Origin of the sequence: Aliiglaciecola sp. NS0011-25 (assembly GCF_040370605.1) — a bacterium.
Taxonomy (GTDB): Bacteria; Pseudomonadota; Gammaproteobacteria; order Enterobacterales; family Alteromonadaceae; genus Aliiglaciecola; species Aliiglaciecola lipolytica_A.
Map to the genome: position 1 here is coordinate 130613 of NZ_BAABWR010000014.1, position 22595 is coordinate 153207.

A 22595-nucleotide genomic window follows, 5' to 3' on the forward strand; every position below is an offset into this window, starting at 1 on the left:
GGTAAAACTAGCATGCCAGACAAACCCATTTCGCTTGATGAATTACGCGTCAAAATTGACAAATTAGATAGCCAATTGGTCGATATACTGGCTCAACGAGCCAGTTTGACCACTCAAGTTGGCGAGTTTAAGAGTCGCACTGGTATGCCTATTTATGTTCCTACGCGGGAAGCTGAACTGATTGCAAAACGCCGAGACGAAGCACAAGACAAAGGCGTTCCGCCAAATTTAATCGAAGATTTGCTACGCAGAATAATGCGAGAGTCATACCAAACTCAGAATAACCAATATCTGTGTAAAGCCCCTGAAATTAAAAAAATTGTGGTAGTCGGTGGAGCAGGGGCTTTGGGACGTATTTTTGTGGATATGTTTACCCGAAGTGGCTATGCAGTGACCGTGCTAGAACAAAGCGATTGGCCAAATGCTGCAGATATACTCGCTAACAGTGAGTTAGTGTTGGTAGCAGTGCCTATCAAAATAACTGAATCTATTATTCAAAAACTAGGTCCATTATTGCCGGAAAATTGTATTTTAGCCGATGTGACTAGTACTAAGCTTAACCCGCTCAAAGCTATGATGGCCTGCCACAAAGGGCCTGTTGTTGGCTTACACCCTATGTTTGGTCCAGATGTACAAAGCTTGGTAAAACAAGTGGTTGTGGTGTGCGATGGAAGACAACCTGAAACATATCAATGGTTGGTTGAACAAATCAAAATCTGGGGTGCTATCGTGCATGAAAGCACGGCAAAAGAGCACGATGATGCCATGGCATTTATTCAGGTAATGCGCCATTTCAGTAGTTTTGTGTATGGCGCTCACTTAGCCGGTGAAGATCCTGATCTGAATCAGTTAGTTGCCTTTAGTTCGCCTATTTACCGCCTAGAGTTGGCAATGGTTGGCCGATTATTCGCGCAAGATCCCGAGTTATACGCAGATATCATTTTCACCAATGCTGAAAGTATAGGTTTGCTTAAACGTTTCCGTGATCGTTTCGATGATGCTTTAAAACTATTAGAAGAAGGTGACAAAGGTGAATTTGTTAAACAATTCTTTAGTATCGGACATTGGTTTGGACCTTACGCCAAGCAATGTTTGGTTAGCAGTAAAAAGCTATTATTGAAGGCCGACGATGACAGAGTTATGGATGTTAATTCCTAACATTAGGTAGATGTTACAGTTTTTGCGTTAACAAAAAAATGCCCCTATTAGGGGCATTTTTTATGCCTAGCAGTGCTAAGCCGTTAAGGCGTTTACTGCGGCGACTTTAGTCGCATTTATTTCTTCATTAGGGTAACAGCCAAGCACCTTAAAGTATCGGGTCGTTGCTGCTAATTCTTCTAGGGTTTTTTGCATCGGCCCATCTTGTACATTACCTTCTACATCAATATAAAACATCTCTTCCCATGGGTTGCCCGTGATTGGTCGAGATTCTAATTTGGTCATATTGATTTGATTATTTTTAATAATCAATAAAGCATCAACTAGGGCCCCTGGTTTTTGCACTGTTGACATAACTAACGTCGTTTTAGCAGGCACTTGTAATGGTACTTTCACTGCATTTCTAGCGACAACAATAAAGCGGCTATGATTTTCTTTTTGATTAGCCAGATTCGACTTTATTGCAGCTAAGCCGTAAAGCTTACCTCCCGCCTCACTGCCAATTGCTGCCACAGATTCACTATTAAGTTGATTTACCATTAACATTGCTGCCGAGGTACTGGCACAGGGTTTAACTTCTACATTCCCTAATTCTGCTAAAAAATAACTGCACTGAGCAAAGACTTGAGGGTGGGCATACAGTGTTTTTATTTTGCTAATATCCGTATCTGTTGATGCTAACAATGAATGATTTATCGGATGAGTTAGCTCACCAACAATTGACAAGCTAGTATGCTGCAGTAAATCGTAAACTTCGTTGATACTGCCCGATGTTGTGTTTTCGATAGGTAGTACCGCATAGTCAGCTTGATTAGATTCCACTTTTTCGACAATTTCTGCAAAACTAGAACAGCCAATTTCTAACAATTCGCCAGCTCTTCTAGAAAAGTATTTTTGTGTCGCTAAATAACTGTACGACCCTTTATCACCTAAAAATGCAACACGGCTCAATGGCAGACGACTACCTGGATTGGCTCGTTCCGCTAACAGTGCCTGTTGGTTGAGTACTGAGTCTTCAATCACTACGTGGAATATTTGCGTGACGTAATGTGGATCTAGGCCATACTCTTGTCCTTTTTTGATCAACCTGATCAAAAGCTCCTCTTCTCGTACATGATCTCTAACCGGAATTTGATTGCGAATTTTTGTTTCCGCAACACTGTTGGTATATTGTTGACGTTTTGCCAACATCTCTAGTAACTCGGAGTCAAGAGCGGTAATTTGTTCTCGTAATTTTTGTAGTTCTGAGGTCGACATAAAATTCACTTTATTTAAACTATAAATGCAAAGCCTCCAACTATGGAGGCTTTGCAGAAGACTAGTGGATTATCATATTTTCCCATTGGCCGTGGATAAAAGTAATGAAACCGGTTTTAAGCGCCTTTTTCAGGTAAATATAAAACTATCTGTAAGTTCTTCAAAGGAGTAAAGAAACCAGTTGCAAGCTAGCTTCATCACTGGATTTGATAGTGGTGAGCAGAATCTATTAATTCAACGCCATATTGTCAATCGCAAGATGATATTAGTTATTGCTAATTTCAATGTAACTTCGTTGAATTAACCGTTAACTACCTAACAAAGTGGCAAGAATTTTACGTACCTCTTGTGCTTCAAAGGGTTTGTCACATAGGGCGTTAACACCGGTATGTTGGATATTCGCCATGTGAGCACTATTGGTGGCTTCTGAGGTTACCATAATGATTGGAATATGCGAGGTGTCCGGATTAAATCGGATATACTCAGATAATTCACGACCATCCATTTCTGGCATATTGTAGTCAGTGACAACCAAGTCGAAGATATTATCTTTGAGCAGAGTCAGTGCTGTTGCGCCATTTTCAGCTTCTTTAATATTGCTTAATCCCATGCCCTCCAATACGCGGTGAATATGATTTCTCGCCAAACGACTGTCATCCACTAATAGCACTCGCACATCCTTAATATCGTACAATTCTAAATCCAATTCTTCAGAATTAATTAAGTCTAGAGTGGCATTTAATGCTCTTGCTAGATGCAAGGGTTCAAAAGGCTTAGGTAAAATGGCTGCGACACCGGCCTGTTTAAATTCTTCTAATTTGGCGACGCGATTTTCACTACTCACTAACATAAAAGGAATTGAGGCTGTTTCCACGTTACCTTTAATGTGTTTTATTAAATCTAAACCTGTTCCATCTTCAAAATACATAGCACTTACCACCACATCACTACCGTGAGATCTTAGTACGCTTTTAGCTTCTGCAAGAGTGGAGACAGAATCTACGGAGCCGACATTTTCTTTGATTAACAAAGATGAAATGATTTTTCTTTGGGTGTCAGATGGCTCAATTAGTAGAATATTGACGTCGCTCAACGAAATATGGTTCATAAAAATCCTGAAGTGATGTTGTAAAGGTTAACCGCCTGCAAGTTTGACTGTTAGACCTTTTTTCTCTAGAAGCAGTTTAATTTTATCGCGATTATCACCTTGGATTTCGATCACGCCGTTTTTAATAGCACCGCCTGTTCCACAGCTTTTCTTTAACTCAGAACATAGATTTTTTAAAGCCTCTGCTGGTAAGTCAACGCCATCTATGGTGGTCACACCTTTACCTTTCCGGCCTTTGGTTTCGCGGCGAATCCTGACTATCCCATCAGTGTTTTTTGATTTCGGTTGTTCTTTTACTTGAGGTTCTAATCTACCGATGCCGGTGCTGTATACAAGATTATTTTGTGACATATGTGAAATAATTGAATCTAAGGATATCTCCAGTTTAGACAAAAAATGCACCTATTAAAACCACATCAGAATGATCAATGCATTTAACTGGTACAAACTAACTCGCTGAAACATATTTATCTTGGCTATACTAAAAAGAGTTGCCAAATAGAATCTGTGTGCGAAAGTAGGGGCAATTTAGCAAGAAGTAAAAAATGGAGTCACAAATGAGCTTGGAGACCCGCCCCGGTGACGGAGGAAAAGAGCTAATAATCTACATGGAAGAAAAATTCGATTTTGGCAAAGTACAAGAATTTAGAGACGCTTATTTATCCGCTTCAAATGATGTTGAAACAATCATAGTAGACCTGTCGAATACAGAATACATGGACAGTTCCGCATTAGGTATGCTGTTGAATATGCAAAAAACGATGGAAGATAAAGTCCGCACTTTTAAAATTGCTAATAGTCGTCCCCAAGTGGCTAAAATTTTGAAAATTTCACGTTTTGATAAAAAGTTCGATATGTCCTAGATGAGTCAATACCTTGCGTATATTAATAGTTGACGATGAGTCCCTGAATCGGTTCATGCTGGTTCATATGTTAGAAGAGGCAGGATATTTAGATTGCTTCGAAGCAGAGTCGGGTAGAGAAGCGCTGCAATTAGCTAAAAGGATTCGTCCAGACCTTGTGTTACTTGATGTGATCATGCCAGATATGGACGGGTATGAAGTAGCCCCACTTCTTAAAAAAATGGCAGGTGATACCTATCTACCCGTGATATTTATTACCGCAATAGATGATCAGCCAGCGTTAGCTCGATGTCTTGAAGTGGGCGGTGATGATTTTGCTACCAAACCTTTTGACCGAACGATTTTAACCGCAAAAATAAGAGCCCATGCCCGTACTCGACTATTGAGTATTCGCGCTAATAAGCAAAATGCCGAATTAAATTATTTTCGCAGGGGCGTAGAACGAGAGCACGCCATTGTTGAACATATTTTTGCGAATGCCTTAACTATCAATCAAGCCACCACGAAATATTTTGATTATCGCTTAGCCCCGGCCAGTACATTTAATGGTGATGTGTTTTTAACTGAACCTAGTCCCTCTGGAGGCATGTACTTTTTAATGGGTGACTTTACTGGTCATGGTTTAGCATCAGCTATTGGTGCGCTTCCTGTGGCTAGAGCATTTCAAGCGATGTCTAGAAAAGGCGTTTCAGTTTCTGAAATCTCACAAACCCTCAATCAAATTCTTTTAGCATTGCTGCCCTCAGATATGTTTTTTGCGGCAGTTGTCGTTGAAATTTCAGCGTCAGGTCATCAGTTTTCTGTTTGGAATGGAGGCATGCCAGACCTCACCGTTATGACGCCTGAGGGGCGCATATCAAAACGATTTATTTCGTCGCATATGGCAATGGGGATTCTTGAAGTCGATGAGTTTGAGGAAAATGTTGAATACTTTAATGCAAAAATCGGTGACAGATTAATAGGATATTCCGATGGCGTTATTGAGCTTACCAACGCTGAAGAACAAATGTTGGGGGAAGAGGTGGTAATGAGTTGGTTGGCATCCAATCCTTTGATGACTGTAGAACAAATTATCCAGCGAACTGAAAAATATAGAGGAAAAGCCGAGCAACTAGACGACATAACCTTCGTGAGTTATACCTGCCAAAATCTTGATGATTTAAAAGCTGAAATCGAAATTACGCGATTACCCTTTAACATTAGTGTTGATATGAAAGTCGAACAGTTAACTAAATTTACGCCAATTTATGATGTTGTGGTGATGGTGTGTAGTCAGTTGGGTATGCAAAAAGTGCGTTCTGATTTATCTACTGTGATTAGCGAATTGTTTATGAATTCTTTAGATCACGGTATTTTGAAATTAAATTCAGATATTAAAAAGTCCACTGAAGGGTTCTTCGAATATTTTAAACTGCGTAATCAACGATTAGCGAAATTGACTCAAGGCGAAATCAAAATCGCGATTAGTTTTACCCCTAATATCAATATTTTGACGATTAATTTATCGGACTCGGGGGAGGGTTTTGACTTTCAAAAAATTCAGGCAAGCCAAGACTCTGATACCTATGGCAGGGGAATTCCTCTAATTAAAACATTATGTCAAAGCGTTCAATATTCCGATCAAGGACGCTCTGTATCAGCGACAATTAAGGTGTAAATAGTGATAACAATACGACAAGCTTCAAAAGCCGATATCCAAGCGCTAGTGGATTTTAATCAAGCAATGGCTTGGGAAACTGAACAAAAAAAACTGCAAGGTGATGTATTAAGTGCCGGCGTCAGCGCACTTATTAAAGACAGAGCAAAGGGTTTTTATTTAGTTGCCGAGCAAGATGATGGTGCTATTGCTGGAAGTTTAATGGTGACCTCGGAATGGAGTGATTGGCGAAATAGCCAGTTTTGGTGGATTCAAAGTGTGTATGTTCGTCCTGAAAACAGACGCACAGGCGTATATTCAATGCTATATCAAAAAGTAAAAGAATTAGCTGAACAATCCCAAGGGGTTTGTGGCTTTCGATTATATGTTGAGCACGATAATTTGGTGGCTCAAGAAACCTATAAAAAACTTGGCATGAAAGCGAGTCATTATTATATGTTTGAGACTGAAAACTAAATACGATTAAAGGTTAGGGTGGAATTTTGAAATACCACCCTTAAATTGGGTCAGCAAACGTAAATGTTAGTCCATTCAGCCCAAACCTCTTGTTTTGCGTTTAGTAGCGGTATTATTTTTACATTTCGCTTTAAAAATGTAGGAGTTTTTATGTTTAAAGCATTAGGTGATTGGTTTGAGCAACAATTACAACAAAATGAACCTGTGTCAGAAAAGCACACCGTTGAATTAGCCACAGCCGTACTTTTGTATGAGATCATGCGGGCTGACGGCAAGTTTGAAGAGTCGGAACAACTAGCTTATCAAACATTACTTAAACGGCATTTTGATTTATCAGCCAATGAACTAGACAGTTTAATCAAGTTGTCCTCAGATAAAGCAGGTCAAGCGGTGGATTACCACCAGTTTACCAGAACTATTAACCAACACTGTGATGTGCCAGAAAAGCTGCAAATTTTAGAATCATTGTGGCGGGTGGCTTATGCCGATAAACACCTTGATGTGCACGAAATTCACCTAATCCGTCGTATCTCAGATCTATTGCATATACCCCACAGTCAATTCATACAAAGTAAACTCAAAGTGACAGATGGTACCTCTTAACCCCAGTGAAAATGCCAATTGTCATTGATTGAAGACATACTAACTAATTGAATTGTAAAGATAATATTAATCTTGAACGGTTGGTGTTGCGAAAAAGTAACGGTAGCACTTGGGTTCACTGTTCTTTCTATCGAGAACTAATTATAAGTGATTGAATTTATTGCCTAATTTAAGTCTGGCATAAAACATGTTATAGCCCCTAGGTGTAACTGTGTTAGCTGTACTGGTTCCTACGGCTTTTCAAGGAAGAACACAGCGAAGGTGACTTATAAATAACGGTTTTGTTATTGGCTGCGATGGCGTTTGCAACTTACTTTAAGTCATTCTGAATGCGTTTAATCGCATTGCATGGCAAGGATGCCTCTTCCTTTTCGCTAAGCAATTCAAATGGAGATTGTTGTATGAAAAAGTTTATTTTTACGGGCTTAATGTTTGCGGGCATGATGATGCTGCAACCGGTAGTTAGCAGTGTAGCCCATGCCCAATCCGATCTTATTGCCGAAATGGACTTAGATGAAGACGGTATGATCAGTATTAGAGAAGCGGTCGCGGATCCTAATTTGTTGGCAGCGTTTGGCAAAATTGACACTAATGGTGATGGAAAGATCAGTGCCGAAGAGTTGTCCGAATCAAATATAATTAAACAAATTAACAAAAAAGCTTAGCTAAGCAGCGAGTTCGTTAATTTTTGACGCTTAACCTTTTTACCTCAACATTCTGGTTTTTTCGGCTCTGAAACCGTGTTACTTCCCTAAAAAACCTTATGTTGAGGTCCTTTATGAAAAACTCATTATTTGTTTGGTTTCATTTACGTCTCTGACATAGGATACTCCAATTTGTACGAAGTAGTTTAAGGTATGAAAATGCAAATTGGATCGTTACGACAACTCACATTAATCAGTTTTCTTATCGCGCTGATTCCTCTTGCTGTGTTGCTATGGCATAGCCAAAGTACGTTGACTAAAATGGCGCAAATAGCGGCCAGTGAAGCTCAATTTTCAGTAACCATGGCGCGACAAATCGGTGATATGGAGAATATCGCCATTGATGTGGAAAGATTGATCCGCCAATATCACGTATTAAAAAAGCCTGAATTAAAGCAACTGACTGATAATTCAATCAGTCGGCTTGAAACCAAGCTAGTTAACGTGTGTGCTGAATTACCCAGTGAATACGTCTGCTCTGCTTTACAAAAACGCATAGCATGGTTTGAAAATAACGGCCAAATCGAAGATAAACTCTTACTCGATGCGCAATTAGCGGAATTTCGTCGCTCTATTGAAGAGTTACAGCAACAAGTTGATTCGTTACTCGATGAACGCATTAAACAACAACAAGACTACGTAAATTCGGTGCAACAAACTCAAGCCTGGTCTACGGCTCTACTGGTCACGTTTTCATTGTTGTTAATCATTTTTGCCAGCCAATTGATTCTTTCGCCGGTGACAAAAATTGAACGCATTATCAGTGAAATTGCCAAACAATCAGAAACCTTGCCTAAAGTCTCTACCTCCGGTCCTAAAGAATTGATCGAAGTGGAGCACAAATTACACTGGTTAGCCGATCGCTTAAATCAACTTGAACATTTGCGTCATGCGCTTCTACGGCATGCCTCCCACGAGCTTAAAACTCCCTTAGCAAGTATCAAAGAAGGTTGTTCATTACTCTCTGAAAGTGTTGTTGGTCCGCTAAATGATCAACAAAAAGAAGTGGTTAGTTTATTAACCAGTAGTACAGAGCGATTGAATTTACTCATTGAACAATTACTTGACTACAACTTACTATTGCAACAGGCTAAGCCTGTGTATGAAAAAACAGACACTAAAAGTTTGCTAGAAGCAGCATTAATCGATAACGCTTTAGCAATACAACAGCATAAAAATGAAGTGAATGTTGATAACAAAGTGATAGATATGACTGTAGATCCCAATTTATATAGACGAATAATTGATAACCTTTTGTCGAATGCTTTAGCCCATGGCACGGCAGGTCGTCCTATAGATATTAAGCTTTATAAACAAAAGGATACCTTAATTTTGGATGTGGCTAACCGTGGGCGGAAAATTCCAATGGAACAGCGTAAATCACTATTTGAACCTTTCAAACGTGGTGAACATAGACGTAACGATAGAGTGATAGGATCGGGGCTAGGTTTATCTATAGTTGCAGATTGTGCACGAATGATGCATGGCACTGTTGAAATTGTTGATGTTGACTACGCAGACGTATGCATGCGAGTAAGTTTGCCACAAGACGAGGTGGCGGCATGAAAAAGTTAACATTATTGCTTTTAGGCTGTTTTATTGGGTTGGCTGGATGTGAAATCACACCTAAAGAAGCCGTACCGGTAACACAGGTCATTTTACCAGAGCAGAATAAATTTTGTTTGTTTGTGGCTGATTCAGCGGTTGAACATAATTGTGAACTGACATATTGGCTAGATTTCTGGGTTGAACACGACACTCTTTCTTGGACACAACGAAAAGAGTTAATAAATCAGCTAGGAGATTCAACGGGCGAGTTAATGAAAAAAGTCCTGTTAAGCCAAGGCAAAGGTACGCCGTATCAAAATAGATTAAGAGCGCAAGGTTGGGCTGATGACTTGATTCCTTCGCTTACCGAACAAATGAAACAGCTGTTATTTGTGTTGGTTTATCGGCCAAGTCAGGAATTATTAGAGTTTGAATCTGCTTTGACGATTCTCACTCGGATGAATACCAATCAATCGAAAGAACTAGATGTTCAACAACAAAGATTGTTTGAACAGCAACAGCAAATCGACCAATTATTAAAAATTGAGGCATCTATGATGGAGAAAAAAGAGGGGATAAGCCAATGAGCAAATCTGAAACAAACGCATTACCACGTATATTGTTAGTGGATGACGATGAAAATTTGTTGCGTTTGATGACTATCAGATTGCAAGGAGAGGGTTATCAAGTTGCTACAGCTGAAGGTGGTAAAGAGGCACTAAGATTGCTCAATACCCAGAGTTTTGATGTTGTTCTTAGTGATTTACGTATGCCCGGCTTAGACGGTCTTAGCTTATTTGAAGAAATTGTATCCCTTCGCCGCGATATTCCAGTCATTTTAATGACTGCCCATGGCACTATTCAAGATGCCGTTGAAGCAACGCAAAGAGGGGTTTTTGGTTTTCTCACCAAGCCGATTGATCATGAAGCGTTGCGAGAGTTATTAGTCAAAGCAGTGAGTCAAAGTCAAAGTGCTCAAAATGGAACTTGGAGTGAAGAAATCATCACCCGCTCGATGCAGATGGAGCAACTGCTTGACCAAGCATTCAGAGTTGCCAAGCGCGACGTCAGTGTATTGATAAGTGGCGCAAGTGGAACCGGTAAAGAGTTGCTTGCCAAAGCATTACACAAAGCCAGTACTCGGGGGAACAAACCATTCGTAGCCATTAACTGTGGTGCATTGCCAGAAAATTTGTTGGAGTCTGAATTATTTGGTCATGCAAAAGGGGCTTTCACTGGAGCGGTCAACGAGCATCAAGGTCTTTTTCGTGAAGCTGACGGCGGAACGCTTTTCTTGGATGAGATCGGTGATATGCCGGTACCTTTGCAGGTTAAGTTACTAAGGGCTTTGCAAGAACAGCAAATTCGTCCTGTGGGCAGCAGTAAACAGATCCCAATTAACGTAAGAGTGATATCTGCTACTCATAAAGATCTTACCAAAGAAATGCAAGAGCAAAACTTCCGTGAAGATTTGTACTACCGCTTAAACGTGGTGAATTTAACCTTGCCATCTTTACGGGAACGTTCAGAAGATATTCCATTATTAACGCGCTATCTGTTAGCCAAAAGTGCAGAACGCCATGGCGTTAATGTCAGCCGTTTTTCTGATGATGCAATGCAGCTTTTAGCTACTGCACCTTGGCCTGGTAACGTCAGACAATTGGTTAACGTGGTAGAACAATGTGTAGCGTTAACACAAACATCGGTTATTGCCTCGCATTTAGTCGAGCAAGCACTGTCGGCTTCTGAGCAAAAATGGCCAACATTAACTGAAGCCAGAGACGCGTTTGAACAAAACTATTTGTTAAAATTGCTGAAAATGACGGATGGTAATGTGACTCGTGCGGCGGAATTAGCTGGGCGAAATCGAACCGATATGCACAAATTAATGAAAAAACACGATTTACATTCAAGTGACTTTAAACCTGAAGTCGCCTAATCCGCAATAAGCACTATATTCGCTCTTTCAAATAATAATTTGAGGGAGCGAATCTAGCCTTCAAGGTGTTTGGTTTACAGCACACAAGATTAATTTAGTTAAATTTTCTGCCACTACTGAGGATTTTTCATCGGTTGAAGTAAAATCCCCCATAAATGTTACTCTCAAGACTGTGCTTTGGCGCGGATTTGTTTATACTATGCGGCTTTTCAATCCTTTCGGATTTTATCCATAATTTTTTAGTTACATGACATAATTTATAAAATTATTGGTTATGTACTGGCAACAGAGGCTTTTCATGCGCACAGATTATTGCGGAAACATAAACGCAAGTTATATAGGTCAAGAAGTCACATTATGTGGCTGGGTAAATAAACGTCGTGATTTGGGCGGTGTTATCTTTCTCGATTTACGTGATCGCGAAGGTATCGTACAAGTAGTTTATGATCCTGATTTGGAAGATGTATTTGCCACTGCGAATAGTCTGCGTAATGAATTTTGTGTGCAAATCAGTGGTTTGGTTCGTAGTCGTCCTGAAGGCCAGATTAATAAAGATATGTCCACTGGCGAGATTGAAATATTAGGTAAGGCACTGACTATACTTAATAAATCTGCCGCTTTGCCATTAGATTGGAACCAAGAAAACTCAGAGGAACAGCGTCTAAAGTACCGTTATTTAGACTTACGTCGCCCAATTATGAGCGATCGTTTAAAATTTCGCGCTAAAGTAACCAGTGCGGTAAGAAGTTACCTCGAAGGTGAAGGTTTCCTAGACATTGAAACGCCAATTCTAACCAAAGCGACACCTGAAGGTGCCCGAGACTATCTAGTGCCAAGTCGCACTCACAAAGGTGAGTTTTTCGCACTACCGCAATCTCCTCAGCTGTTCAAACAGTTGTTGATGATGTCAGGAATGGATCGTTATTATCAAATTGTTAAGTGTTTCCGCGATGAAGATTTGCGTGCTGATCGCCAGCCTGAATTTACCCAAATTGATATTGAAACAACCTTCCTAGATGCCGCAGGTGTGATGTCTATAACCGAAGGTTTAATTAAACAGCTATTCCAAAAAATGTTAAATGTCGATCTTGGTGAATTTCCTCACATGACCTTTGCCGATGCAATGCGTCGTTTTGGTAGTGATAAACCTGATTTACGTAACCCTCTTGAGTTAGTTGACGTAGCTGACTTACTTAAAGATGTTGAATTTAAAGTGTTTGCTGGACCAGCCAACGATCCTAAAGGCAGAGTTGCCGTGCTCCGTGTTCCTGGCGGCGCAGCTTTATCTCGTAAAAACATCGATAATTACGGCAGTTTTGTCGGCATCTACGGTGCTAAAGGCTTAGCGTGGATGAAGGTCAATGATCTTTCCGCAGGCATGGATGGTTTGCAGTCACCAATATTGAAGTTCTTGAGCGAAGATGTTGCCATGGGGATTGTTAAGCGTTGTGGCGCTGTTGATGGCGATATTATTTTGTTTGGTGCAGATAGTGCCAATGTGGTTACTGAAGCTTTGGGCGCTCTGCGTTTGAAGTTGGGTGAAGATCTTGACCTACTTGAAGGTGAGTGGAAGCCTCTTTGGGTTGTTGACTTCCCAATGTTTGAAGAGGTAGATGGAGACTTCCATGCGCTACATCACCCATTCACAGCCCCCCGTGATATGACACCTTCTCAGCTAGCACAGAACCCTGCTACCGCCATTTCTAATGCTTACGATATGGTACTTAATGGTGTCGAACTAGGCGGTGGTTCAGTTCGTATCCACGACCAAGCTATGCAATCTGAAGTATTCCGTTTGTTGGGAATTAGTGAAGAAGAAGCTGAATTGAAATTTGGTTTCTTATTAGAAGCCCTTAAATTTGGCGCGCCTCCTCACGCTGGTCTTGCGTTTGGTTTAGACCGCTTAGTGATGTTAATGACTGGTGCAACTTCAATTAGAGACGTGATGGCATTCCCGAAAACAACCACTGCTGCATGTCCTTTAACTGATGCACCATCTGAAGCTAACCCTTTGCAGTTGAAAGAACTATCCATTGCAACAGTCATAGAGAAAAAAGCCGAATAGTATGGCGTTTAAGCGTCCGGAATCTGCTTTAGTTGTCATTTTTGACGGGGCAGCAAATGTACTCGTCATGCAGCGTCAAGATGATCCTAATTTTTGGCAAAGCGTGACAGGTACACTCGAACCGGGGGAGTTGCCGTTACAAACTGCAATTCGTGAAGTGGAAGAAGAAACAGGTATAAATGTAGCGCTAAATAAGCTTCAGCTTGTGGACTGTCGAAGTGTCAATCAGTATCCCATTCGCGATATATGGCAACATCGATATCCTCCCGACTGCCGATTCAACACTGAACATGTGTTTGCTTTGCAAGTGCGTGGGGATGAAAACATTAAGTTAACCGAACATTTATCCTATCAATGGTTGTCTAAAGAATTGGCAATCGAAAAAGTCTGGTCACCAACCAACAAGGTGGCAATTGAAAAATTCGTACCCAATTCTGCGCTAACAGTTGCTGTGGAAAAAGCATGTCGATAATCCTCGGTATCGATCCCGGTTCACGGATAACAGGCTACGGTGTTATTAAACAAACAGGCAATACCTTTAGTTATCTTGGCAGCGGATGTATCCGTGTTCAAGGTGATGAGTTGGCCCCAAGATTGAATCAAATTTACAAAGGTGTGACTGAAATAATTTGCCAGTTTCAACCGCAGTTCTTTGCTATAGAACAGGTTTTCATGGCGAAAAACCCCGATTCTGCATTAAAACTCGGTCAGGCGCGGGGCGCTGCTATTGTGGCAGCGACTAACGCTGATTTACCGGTAGCTGAATATTCGGCACGCCAAATTAAACAAAGTGTCGTCGGCAAGGGTAGCGCTGAAAAAAACCAAGTTCAGCACATGGTCACCTACTTACTCAAGTTAACCAAAAAACCACAAGCAGATGCGGCGGATGCACTTGCTGTGGCATTGTGCCATGGACATAGTTACCAAACTTTAATTAAGCTTGCTGGTCAAGCTAGCAAGACCGTGCGTGGTAGATTGAGGAAATAACCATTCCTAAATACCCAATTACATTACCCAGCATAATAGGACGTGTTTATGATCGGCTTAATTCGAGGCCAACTATTAGAAAAGCAACCCCCTGAAATTCTGATTGAAGCGGGTGGCATAGGTTATGAAGTGCAACTCCCCATGACCAGCTTTTATCAGTTGCCAGAAATTGGCCATGAAGCCACAGTTTATATTCATTTTGTGGTCCGCGAAGATGCACAATTATTGTTTGGGTTTGCAGATAAATCTGAACGAGCCTTGTTCCGAGAGTTGATCAAAGTAAATGGTGTAGGTCCCAAATTAGCCTTAACAATTTTGTCAGGTATGTCGGCATCGCAGTTTATTCAGTGTGTTAGTCATGATGATTATTCTGGATTAGTGAAATTACCGGGCGTCGGTAAAAAGACTGCCGAGAGACTTGTGGTTGAAATGCGCGATCGCCTTAAAAAGCTAGAAGAGCAAGGCGACGGAAAACACCATCTACCACCGATGCAATTAGAAGCGCCTCAAGATAGCCTAATCAAGCCAACCGACGTAAAAGAGGATGCGCTAAGTGCGATGGTTGCATTGGGTTATAAACCTGCGCAAGCGGCGAAAACGATTAACTCAGTGTATCGAGAAGGCATTAGTAGCGAAGAATTGATCCGTGAAGCATTGCGTTCGATGGTGTAACCTTCGCAACATAATCTAGACTGTACAGATATTACAATTTACTGTATAAAAAAACACTATTGTTTAGTGTCGTTTGTGAACTTGCAATAAATGAACTAAAGCGCGTCAAAAATTGCTTTTACCCTATGCGAAATATTAACCAGAAGATACATTCATGATTGAAGCTGATCGATTAATCCACCCCACGGCAGACACCGAAGACGAAGCGGTGGACCGTGCAATCCGACCTAAATTACTGGCCGACTACACTGGGCAAGATCATGTCTGTAAACAAATGGATATTTTTATTCAAGCCGCCAGAAATCGCAGTGACGCACTAGATCACTTACTTATCTTTGGTCCTCCAGGGTTAGGTAAAACCACACTTGCGAATATTGTTGCTAACGAAATGGGGGTTAATATTAAAACCACCTCTGGACCCGTTTTAGAAAAGGCAGGAGATTTAGCCGCTTTATTAACTAATCTAGAAGAACATGACGTGTTATTCATTGATGAAATACATCGTTTGAGCCCGGTTGTTGAAGAAGTCCTGTACCCAGCAATGGAAGATTATCAGTTAGACATAATGATAGGTGAGGGACCAGCCGCTCGCTCAATTAAGTTAGAGCTTCCCCCTTTTACATTAATTGGTGCTACTACCCGTGCAGGCTCTCTTACTTCTCCCTTACGTGATCGATTTGGTATTGTTCAGCGTTTGGAGTTTTATAATCTCAAAGATCTCACGCAAATAGTTAAACGCTCAGCAAAATACTTAAACCTTAGCATCAACGAACAGGGGGCTTTAGAAATAGCAAGGCGTTCTAGAGGTACTCCTCGGATTTCTAATCGTTTACTGCGCAGGGTGCGAGATTTTGCAGAAGTCAAAGCTGACGGTGATATATCTGAAAATATCGCCGCCCAAGCACTGGATATGCTTGACGTTGATAAAGAAGGTTTTGATTACATGGACCGCAAGCTGTTACTTACCATTATCGACAAATTTATGGGCGGGCCAGTGGGATTGGATAACTTGGCAGCTGCTATTGGTGAAGAAAAAGAAACCATCGAAGATGTAATAGAGCCTTTTCTTATTCAACAGGGATTTTTACAAAGAACCCCTCGAGGACGAATAGTGTCACAGCGCGCTTTCTTGCATTTTGGTAAAGACTACAAACCACAAAATTAATCTACAGGCAAAAAAAAGCCCGCGAAGATCGCGGGCAAAGCAACAAGTATTTGGAAAGGAAAATTCCAGGGAACACATCTATCAACAAAAATTGACACATTTTCTGACTACCGCTTCGAAAATTCGTTGCGTTAGTCAAGAGAACGACGCGCATTCTATACGTTAGGAAAAAATCCACAATTGAAAAAAATTGTATTTTCGGATTAGAAAAAATAATGCTTAATATTTTTAATTGTTTGATTAAATTCTTTGTATCTCACGCTTTAGCTGTTCTAAGCTGATTCTCGCTATTGTTTGATAACTCAATTGAAGTAAAATTGGATTAACAAAACTAGTGTAAAAGTTGAATTTTATGCTGAACTTATGCATGCTTATTAAAAAGCAAAACACACTATTATCTAGTTACAGGCTTAAATTTACTGGTTATCATTAAAATTATGATTTTAACTCATACATAATTATGCGATTTGTCGTATTAAAATTGAATTATTTTAAAGTCCGCTGGACTAACCATAAGCGTTATTTAAAGAGGTAGAAAATTCGATGCAATTTCCTGTTCATGAATTTAAATTGCGAGTCTATTACGAAGATACAGACGCAGGTGGTATTGTATATTATGCTAATTATTTAAAATTTTTAGAGCGTGCTAGAACGGAGTGGTTAAGAAGTTTTGGCATAGAACAACATAGTCTTTTGGAACAATTCATCGGTTTTGTCGTCAAACGGGTGGAAATGGACAATATTGCAGCAGCAAGATTCGACGATTTATTGCAAGTCAATACACAAATAATTGAATTAAAACGTGCTAGCATGTTGTTCCAACAACAAATAACAAATTCAAACAATTTAAGTTTGGTAAATGCGAAAATTAGGGTTGCATGTGTTGATCTGAAAAAGATGAAACCTATTGCAATACCAGCATTCATTTTAGGGGAAATTTCAAGTGTCATCTAATTTGTCATTCTTTGACCTGTTTTTGCAGGCAAGTCTTTTGGTTCAATTGGTCATGTTGTTACTACTAGCAACGTCAGTTGTTTCTTGGGCATTCATTTTTCAACGTGTCAAAGTGTTAAAACTGGCAAAAACTGAAACCAAAAAATTCGAAGATAAATTTTGGTCTGGGGTTGACCTGAATAAACTGTATCAAGAACTTTCTGCCCGTCAATCTGTGCAGGGCATGGGCAGTTTGTTTTGTGCTGGGTTCAAAGAATTTGTGCGATTGCGTAAAGCCACAGGCAGTTCAACCGAAGCCACTATGGAAGGGACCTACAGAGCAATGCGCGTCTCGCTATCACGAGAAGTCGATCACCTCGAAGCTAACTTATCCTTTCTTGCTACTGCTGGTTCTATTAGTCCTTATATTGGTTTATTTGGTACCGTTTGGGGGATCATGAATTCGTTTATTGCGTTAGGTGAAGTTCAACAAGCCACCTTAGCTATGGTGGCTCCAGGTATTGCTGAAGCGCTTATTGCAACCGCTATGGGCTTATTTGCAGCGATTCCATCGGTTATTGCTTACAACCGTTTTAGTAATCAAGTTGAAAAGCTAGAAAATAGTTACGGTAATTTCATGGAAGAGTTTTCCAGTATTCTGCATCGTCAGATTTTGTCTCAACGAGTTGAGAGCGTTTAACCATGGTTGTGTATGAGCGTAAACGGCGACGTCCAGTATCGGAAATTAACGTTGTTCCTTACATCGATGTCATGCTGGTACTATTGATCATATTTATGGTGACCGCACCTTTGGTAACCCAAGGGGTAAAAGTTGATCTACCAAAAGCGGAAGCTGAAGCGCTTCAAGATGATTCTAAACCACCTATTATTGCTTCGGTTAATGCCGCAGGTGAATACTTTATTAACGTTGGTGATAAGCAAGAGGATCCTATGTCAGCCACAGATTTGGCCGTCATAGTCGCACAGCAAATTAAGAAAGAACCGAATACTCCTGTTGTTGTAAAAGGAGATGGTGCTGTTCCTTATGCTAACGTAGTTCAGTTAATGGTCTTATTGCAGCGCGCTGGGGTACCATCTGTTGGTTTAATGACCGAGTCTCCTGAACAATAGGCTTTGCATGTTTAAGTTTAGCCCTATTTTCATTTCAATTGCTTTACACATTATCTTAGGCGGATTGCTGGCGCTAAGTGTCGACTTTCATTCGCCCCCCAAGCAGATTGAATTAAATACCGCCAATTTCACGCCAATCGAAGCGACTGTAGTTGATCAAAAGGCGGTGAATGACCAGCTAAAACGTATTGAGCAGAAAAAACAAGCCGAAAAGCAAAAAGAGCTGCAAAAAATACGAGATGAGCAAAGGCGTAAGGCGGAAGCTGAACAGCGTAAACGAGATATTGCAGCGAAAGAAAAAAAGCGTATAGAAGACGCAAAGCGTCAAAAACAAGCTGCGGCGGAAGCTAAAGAAAAAAAACGTTTAGCTGAAGAAAAAGCTCGTGTAGAAGAGCAGCAAAAAAAGCAACGTGAATTAGAGCGCAGAGCTGCAGAAGAAAGAGAGCGCAAGGCTAGAGAAAAGCGCGAAAATGAAGAACGGGCGAAAAAAGAAGCCGAGCGTAAAAAACGAGAAGAAGCTGAATTGCGAGAACAGGAACGGTTAATGCAAGAACAGTTGGAAATGGAACAATCTTCACGTAATCAGCAAAGACAGCGTCAAGTTCTCTCCGAGACTGAAAAGTATACTGCGTTGATTAACGCAAAGATTGATCAAAATACCTATAAAGATGATTCGATGAAAGGAAAATCATGCAGAATTAATATTCGTTTATCATCATCTGGATTTGTTATTCAGATTCGTACCCTTGGCGGAGATAAAGTTGTATGTGTGGCGGGTGAACAGGCAATTCGCAGAGCAGGTGAGCTGCCGATGTCCTCAGACCCTCAGGTGTACAACAATCTAAAAGATATAACTATTAACTTTGGTTTTTAATGAATGAATAAAATAAACACTATTTTGCTAACCCTTTTACTTCTTTGCTTCTCATTGGAGTCACGTGCTACTTTAGAAATCTATATTACGGAAGGGGTCAATAATGCCCGTCCAATTGGTATCGTTCCTTTCCACGTCTCTGCAGGGAGTCAGCCGCCAAGCAGCATTGACGAAGTGGTTGCTGCTGATTTAACTCGCAGTGGCAAATTTTTCGCGTTAAGTCGCGACAAAATGCCACAGTTACCAAAATCAGACAGCGAGGTGGACTACAGTGAATGGGCTGCAGCCGGTGCAGAAGCTGTGCTTATTGGTCATATTCAACAACAAGCAGCGGATGAATTTAAAATTACGTTGCAACTTCTAGACGTTATACGTGGCCAAATTACCGGTGGTCAAACACAAATGATGAGCAATGGCCAGCTGGTAACTAACCGTGACCATATCCTTGACGAGTGGAGCTGGGTTATCGGCGGTGATGAGTTTCGTCAGTATGCTCACCGTATTAGCGACATAGTTTACGAAAAACTAACCGGTGAAAAAGGCGCATTTCTGACGCAAATTGCATACGTAATTGTTCGAGATTCTGCAACGGAAGCCAAACCCTTTCAATTAATCGTGGCTGATTATGACGGTCAAAATGAAAATATATTATTGCGTTCAAATGAACCGCTAATGTCACCATCATGGTCGCCAGATGGCAGAAAGCTAGTCTATGTGTCGTTTGAGAATAAAAAGTCGCAAATTTTTATGCAGGATATCTATACAGGTAGCCGAACCATGCTAACCGACTTTCCTGGCATAAATGGTGCACCCACTTTTTCACCAGATGGAAATGAGTTAGCCATGGTATTGTCTAAAGACGGAAATCCAGAAATTTATGTGATGGATATCGCGTCGAAGCGTTTGCGTCAAATAACTCGTAATCGGGCAATTGATACAGAACCAAGTTGGTCACCAGATGGTAAACATTTGATTTTTAGTTCAGAACGGGGTGGTAAACCTCAGATTTATCGAGTAAATTTAGCTACAGGTAAGACTCGGCGGGTCACTTTCGAGGGTGATATGAACCTAGGCGGAACGTTTACACCAGATGGCACTCAAATGGTCATGGTTAATCGTACCCGTGGGAACTACCATATTGCTAAGCAAGGCGTGGACTCAGGCGATATGTTGGTATTAACTAAAACTTTTTTAGATGAATCACCAAGTCTTGCACCGAATGGCAGTATGATAATCTACAGTACTTTGCACGAAGGAAGACAGGTATTATCATTGGTGTCACTTGATGGACGATTTAAGGCAAGGTTGCCGGTGTCAGAAGGGCAGGTTAAGTCACCTAGCTGGTCACCATTTTTGTAATATAAATTCAAAACTGTTAGAAATTTCGAAAACGAGAAGGAATAACGAAATGCAACTTAAAAAAGTATTTAAAGGTTTGGTGATTGCACTGCCATTGGTGACCGTGATGGCATGTACTACAACAGACAATGGTGTAGACGAAGCAGCGGCTAAAGAAGCAGCAGCGGCACAAGCAGCGGCTGATCAAGCAGCAAGAGAAGCAGAAGCTGAACAAGCAGAAGTTATGGCGATGCAGCAACGTGAAAAAATGGAAGCTGAACAACGGGCAAGAGATTTGGCAAGTTTAGAGCAAGATCAAGTCGTTTACTTCGACTTTGACACGTCGAATCTAACTTCATCTGCAAGAGCTATTTTATCTAAGCATGCGGCGTTTTTGGCGGCAAACCCAAATCAGTCTGTGGTGATTGAAGGTCACTGTGACCGTCGTGGCACTCCTGAGTACAATATTGCATTGGGTGAAAGACGTGCTAAATCAGTACAAACATACCTGTTAAATGCTAACGTTAGCGCATCACAGATTTCTGTGGTTTCTTATGGCGAAGAAAAACCTGCAGCAAATGGCACGTCTGAATCTGCATTTGCGCAAAATCGCCGTGGTGTTTTGGTATATCAATAAGATTGAGTCATTATGATTAAACGCATAAAAGCGATTAGTCTTTTACTTGTATACGGAGCCGCAGTAAATGCGGCTCCTGCGCCTGTAACAGACTTAAACGATGGATCCCTGACTAAACGTGTCGAAGTGTTAGAGCGTATCTTAGATTCGCGCACAGAGATGCAGCATCGAATACAACAACAGTTAGATGAAATGCAAAACGAAGTAAGCGAAATGCGCGGAACGTTAGAATTGCATAATCATCAACTTGAAAAGATTTTAGAAAGACAACGAGAGTTGTACTTGGAAATTGATAAACGTATTGCTGCTGTTAATACTCAAAGTAATCAACAACAGTCGAGCGCAATTTCAAGCTCCAATAATTCTGCACAGATTTCGCAAGTAGAAGTGCCAGTTTCTACTAATGTAAGTGAAAGCGATGCGTATGACCGCGCTGTTAATTTAATATTGCGGGATAAACAATACGATTTAGCGATTCCAGAATTTCAATCGTTTATAAAAACCTACCCAAATTCCAGTTATGCGGCTAATGCACATTATTGGTTGGGGCAACTGTTGTTTAATAAGCAACAGTGGGAAAGTGCAGCAGAACAATTTCAAATATTGGTGAGTGGTTACCCTGATTCATCAAAACGTGCTGATGCATTATTTAAATTAGGTGTGGTTGAACAGCGCAGAGATAATTTAGCCAGAGCAAAACAACTGTTCGAACAGGTTTTATCTGAATATCCAGACTCTGCATCAAGTCGTCTCGCAAATTCACGTTTAAGTGCGATGAATTAATTCAAAAATTAATAATTTTTTAAATTAGTTTGAATTAATTTTAGGATTAAAAACGGTATAAATCATATTTTAGTGCACATAATTTATACCGTTTTCGCCTTACTTGCTTAGTTTTTCAACGAAAAGACAAATAATTTAAAATAACCTCAGTTTTAGGTTGCACCACGAAGATATTTGAGTATTATATGCCGCCGTTGCAGGAGGTCTGTAACAAAACTGAAAAAGGGTCGTTAGCTCAGTTGGTAGAGCAGTTGACTTTTAATCAATTGGTCGCTGGTTCGAATCCAGCACGACCCACCACTTTCAGTTTAGAGTAACATCCCTTCGGGGAGGACAGGATGTCCAAAATAATTCAGTACAACATTTACTGAATTAGCAAGAAGCTTCAATAGATGGGTCGTTAGCTCAGTTGGTAGAGCAGTTGACTTTTAATCAATTGGTCGCTGGTTCGAATCCAGCACGACCCACCATCTTAGAAAATTTCTCAATATAAAAATTAAACAATCAATCCACAAAATATCATGCAATTCGTGCAGGGTGAGAACCAGCCCGTTCGACAAATTGTCGGGAACAATTCTGTAGGCGGGTGCTTTAGCCCCGTGGTTTTTGTGGCCTCGTTCAAGGCCACGGCCTAAAGACCGTGCTACAAGGTTGTGTAGGCGGGTGTATTAGCCCCGTGGTTTTTGTGGCCTCGTTTAAGGCCACGGCCTAAAGACC

General features: G+C 40.7%; 24 protein-coding genes and 2 tRNA genes. 23 read left to right on the forward strand and 3 right to left on the reverse strand.

Annotation, left to right across the window (positions count from 1 at the left end; genetic code table 11):
• The first annotated feature begins 12 nt into the window (after window positions 1-12).
• Window positions 13-1158 carry a bifunctional chorismate mutase/prephenate dehydrogenase gene (tyrA, locus tag ABWV72_RS13665; protein WP_216048337.1) on the forward strand — a complete coding sequence of 382 codons (1146 nt, stop codon included), beginning with the start codon at window positions 13-15 and terminating at the stop codon, window positions 1156-1158.
• A 75-nt stretch (window positions 1159-1233) separates the two neighbouring features.
• Here tyrA and pheA read toward each other — a convergent pair whose 3' ends face one another.
• From pheA to yciH, 3 genes are all read right to left on the reverse strand, one after another.
• Complete coding sequence (gene pheA, locus ABWV72_RS13670) at window positions 1234-2415, reverse strand: prephenate dehydratase (RefSeq protein ID WP_342804653.1); 1182 nt, start codon at window positions 2413-2415, stop codon at window positions 1234-1236.
• 307 nt (window positions 2416-2722) lie between these two features.
• Window positions 2723-3523 carry a response regulator transcription factor gene (locus ABWV72_RS13675; RefSeq protein ID WP_216048339.1) on the reverse strand — a complete coding sequence of 267 codons (801 nt, stop codon included), beginning with the start codon at window positions 3521-3523 and terminating at the stop codon, window positions 2723-2725.
• 27 nt (window positions 3524-3550) lie between these two features.
• Window positions 3551-3874, reverse strand: a complete 324-nt coding sequence (yciH, locus tag ABWV72_RS13680; RefSeq protein ID WP_216048583.1) for a stress response translation initiation inhibitor YciH — start codon at window positions 3872-3874, stop codon at window positions 3551-3553.
• 206 nt (window positions 3875-4080) lie between these two features.
• Between yciH and ABWV72_RS13685 the strand changes: the two genes are divergently transcribed.
• The 22 genes from ABWV72_RS13685 to ABWV72_RS13790 all read left to right on the forward strand — a co-directional run bounded on the left by ABWV72_RS13685 (window position 4081) and on the right by ABWV72_RS13790 (window position 22348).
• Window positions 4081-4386: an STAS domain-containing protein gene (locus tag ABWV72_RS13685; RefSeq protein WP_353371163.1), complete on the forward strand. Its 306-nt coding sequence runs from the start codon at window positions 4081-4083 to the stop codon at window positions 4384-4386.
• Window positions 4387-4399: 13 nt separating this feature from the next.
• Window positions 4400-6043 (forward strand): ATP-binding SpoIIE family protein phosphatase, encoded by a 1644-nt coding sequence (locus tag ABWV72_RS13690; RefSeq protein WP_353371165.1) that lies wholly within the window; start codon window positions 4400-4402, stop codon window positions 6041-6043.
• 3 nt (window positions 6044-6046) lie between these two features.
• Entirely contained in the window at window positions 6047-6499 is a 453-nt protein-coding gene (locus tag ABWV72_RS13695; protein ID WP_353371167.1) for a GNAT family N-acetyltransferase, read from the forward strand.
• Window positions 6500-6649: 150 nt separating this feature from the next.
• Window positions 6650-7102, forward strand: coding sequence for a tellurite resistance TerB family protein (locus ABWV72_RS13700; protein WP_353371169.1), 453 nt, complete (start codon window positions 6650-6652; stop codon window positions 7100-7102).
• Window positions 7103-7503: 401 nt separating this feature from the next.
• Window positions 7504-7767, forward strand: a complete 264-nt coding sequence (locus ABWV72_RS13705) for an EF-hand domain-containing protein (protein ID WP_252729088.1) — start codon at window positions 7504-7506, stop codon at window positions 7765-7767.
• Between the two features lie 198 nt (window positions 7768-7965).
• Window positions 7966-9372 (forward strand): sensor histidine kinase, encoded by a 1407-nt coding sequence (locus ABWV72_RS13710; protein ID WP_216048343.1) that lies wholly within the window; start codon window positions 7966-7968, stop codon window positions 9370-9372.
• Window positions 9369-9941, forward strand: a complete 573-nt coding sequence (locus tag ABWV72_RS13715; RefSeq protein ID WP_303499125.1) for a hypothetical protein — start codon at window positions 9369-9371, stop codon at window positions 9939-9941. The genes ABWV72_RS13710 and ABWV72_RS13715 overlap by 4 nt, the downstream gene beginning before the upstream one ends.
• Window positions 9938-11293, forward strand: a complete 1356-nt coding sequence (locus ABWV72_RS13720; RefSeq protein ID WP_216048345.1) for a sigma 54-interacting transcriptional regulator — start codon at window positions 9938-9940, stop codon at window positions 11291-11293. The genes ABWV72_RS13715 and ABWV72_RS13720 overlap by 4 nt, the downstream gene beginning before the upstream one ends.
• Window positions 11294-11591: 298 nt before the next feature.
• Complete coding sequence (gene aspS, locus ABWV72_RS13725) at window positions 11592-13358, forward strand: aspartate--tRNA ligase (RefSeq protein ID WP_353371172.1); 1767 nt, start codon at window positions 11592-11594, stop codon at window positions 13356-13358.
• 1 nt (window position 13359) lies between these two features.
• Complete coding sequence (gene nudB, locus ABWV72_RS13730) at window positions 13360-13830, forward strand: dihydroneopterin triphosphate diphosphatase (RefSeq protein ID WP_353371174.1); 471 nt, start codon at window positions 13360-13362, stop codon at window positions 13828-13830.
• Window positions 13821-14345, forward strand: coding sequence for a crossover junction endodeoxyribonuclease RuvC (gene ruvC / locus ABWV72_RS13735; protein WP_216048348.1), 525 nt, complete (start codon window positions 13821-13823; stop codon window positions 14343-14345). The genes nudB and ruvC overlap by 10 nt, the downstream gene beginning before the upstream one ends.
• Window positions 14346-14393: 48 nt before the next feature.
• On the forward strand, window positions 14394-15017 hold the full coding sequence (ruvA, locus tag ABWV72_RS13740; RefSeq protein WP_216048349.1) for a Holliday junction branch migration protein RuvA: 624 nt from the start codon (window positions 14394-14396) through the stop codon (window positions 15015-15017).
• A 154-nt stretch (window positions 15018-15171) separates the two neighbouring features.
• Window positions 15172-16182, forward strand: a complete 1011-nt coding sequence (gene ruvB / locus ABWV72_RS13745) for a Holliday junction branch migration DNA helicase RuvB (protein WP_216048350.1) — start codon at window positions 15172-15174, stop codon at window positions 16180-16182.
• A 543-nt stretch (window positions 16183-16725) separates the two neighbouring features.
• A complete protein-coding gene (gene ybgC, locus ABWV72_RS13750; protein WP_353371177.1) occupies window positions 16726-17136 on the forward strand; it encodes a tol-pal system-associated acyl-CoA thioesterase in 411 nt (136 codons plus the stop codon).
• Window positions 17126-17815: a protein TolQ gene (gene tolQ / locus ABWV72_RS13755; protein ID WP_353371179.1), complete on the forward strand. Its 690-nt coding sequence runs from the start codon at window positions 17126-17128 to the stop codon at window positions 17813-17815. Before ybgC ends, tolQ begins: the two co-directional genes overlap by 11 nt.
• 8 nt (window positions 17816-17823) lie before the next feature.
• Window positions 17824-18246, forward strand: a complete 423-nt coding sequence (tolR, locus tag ABWV72_RS13760) for a protein TolR (protein WP_216048586.1) — start codon at window positions 17824-17826, stop codon at window positions 18244-18246.
• Window positions 18247-18253: 7 nt separating this feature from the next.
• The gene (gene tolA, locus ABWV72_RS13765; protein ID WP_353371181.1) at window positions 18254-19120 is read left to right on the forward strand and encodes a cell envelope integrity protein TolA; all 867 of its coding nucleotides are present in this window, start codon (window positions 18254-18256) and stop codon (window positions 19118-19120) included.
• 3 nt (window positions 19121-19123) lie between these two features.
• Window positions 19124-20479 (forward strand): Tol-Pal system beta propeller repeat protein TolB, encoded by a 1356-nt coding sequence (gene tolB / locus ABWV72_RS13770; RefSeq protein ID WP_353371183.1) that lies wholly within the window; start codon window positions 19124-19126, stop codon window positions 20477-20479.
• Window positions 20480-20528: 49 nt separating this feature from the next.
• A complete protein-coding gene (gene pal, locus ABWV72_RS13775) occupies window positions 20529-21095 on the forward strand; it encodes a peptidoglycan-associated lipoprotein Pal (RefSeq protein WP_353371185.1) in 567 nt (188 codons plus the stop codon).
• Between the two features lie 12 nt (window positions 21096-21107).
• Entirely contained in the window at window positions 21108-21878 is a 771-nt protein-coding gene (gene ybgF / locus ABWV72_RS13780; protein ID WP_353371187.1) for a tol-pal system protein YbgF, read from the forward strand.
• 224 nt (window positions 21879-22102) lie between these two features.
• Window positions 22103-22178: transfer RNA gene (locus ABWV72_RS13785), tRNA-Lys, on the forward strand.
• Between the two features lie 94 nt (window positions 22179-22272).
• Window positions 22273-22348: transfer RNA gene (locus ABWV72_RS13790), tRNA-Lys, on the forward strand.
• Window positions 22349-22595 lie beyond the last annotated feature (247 nt).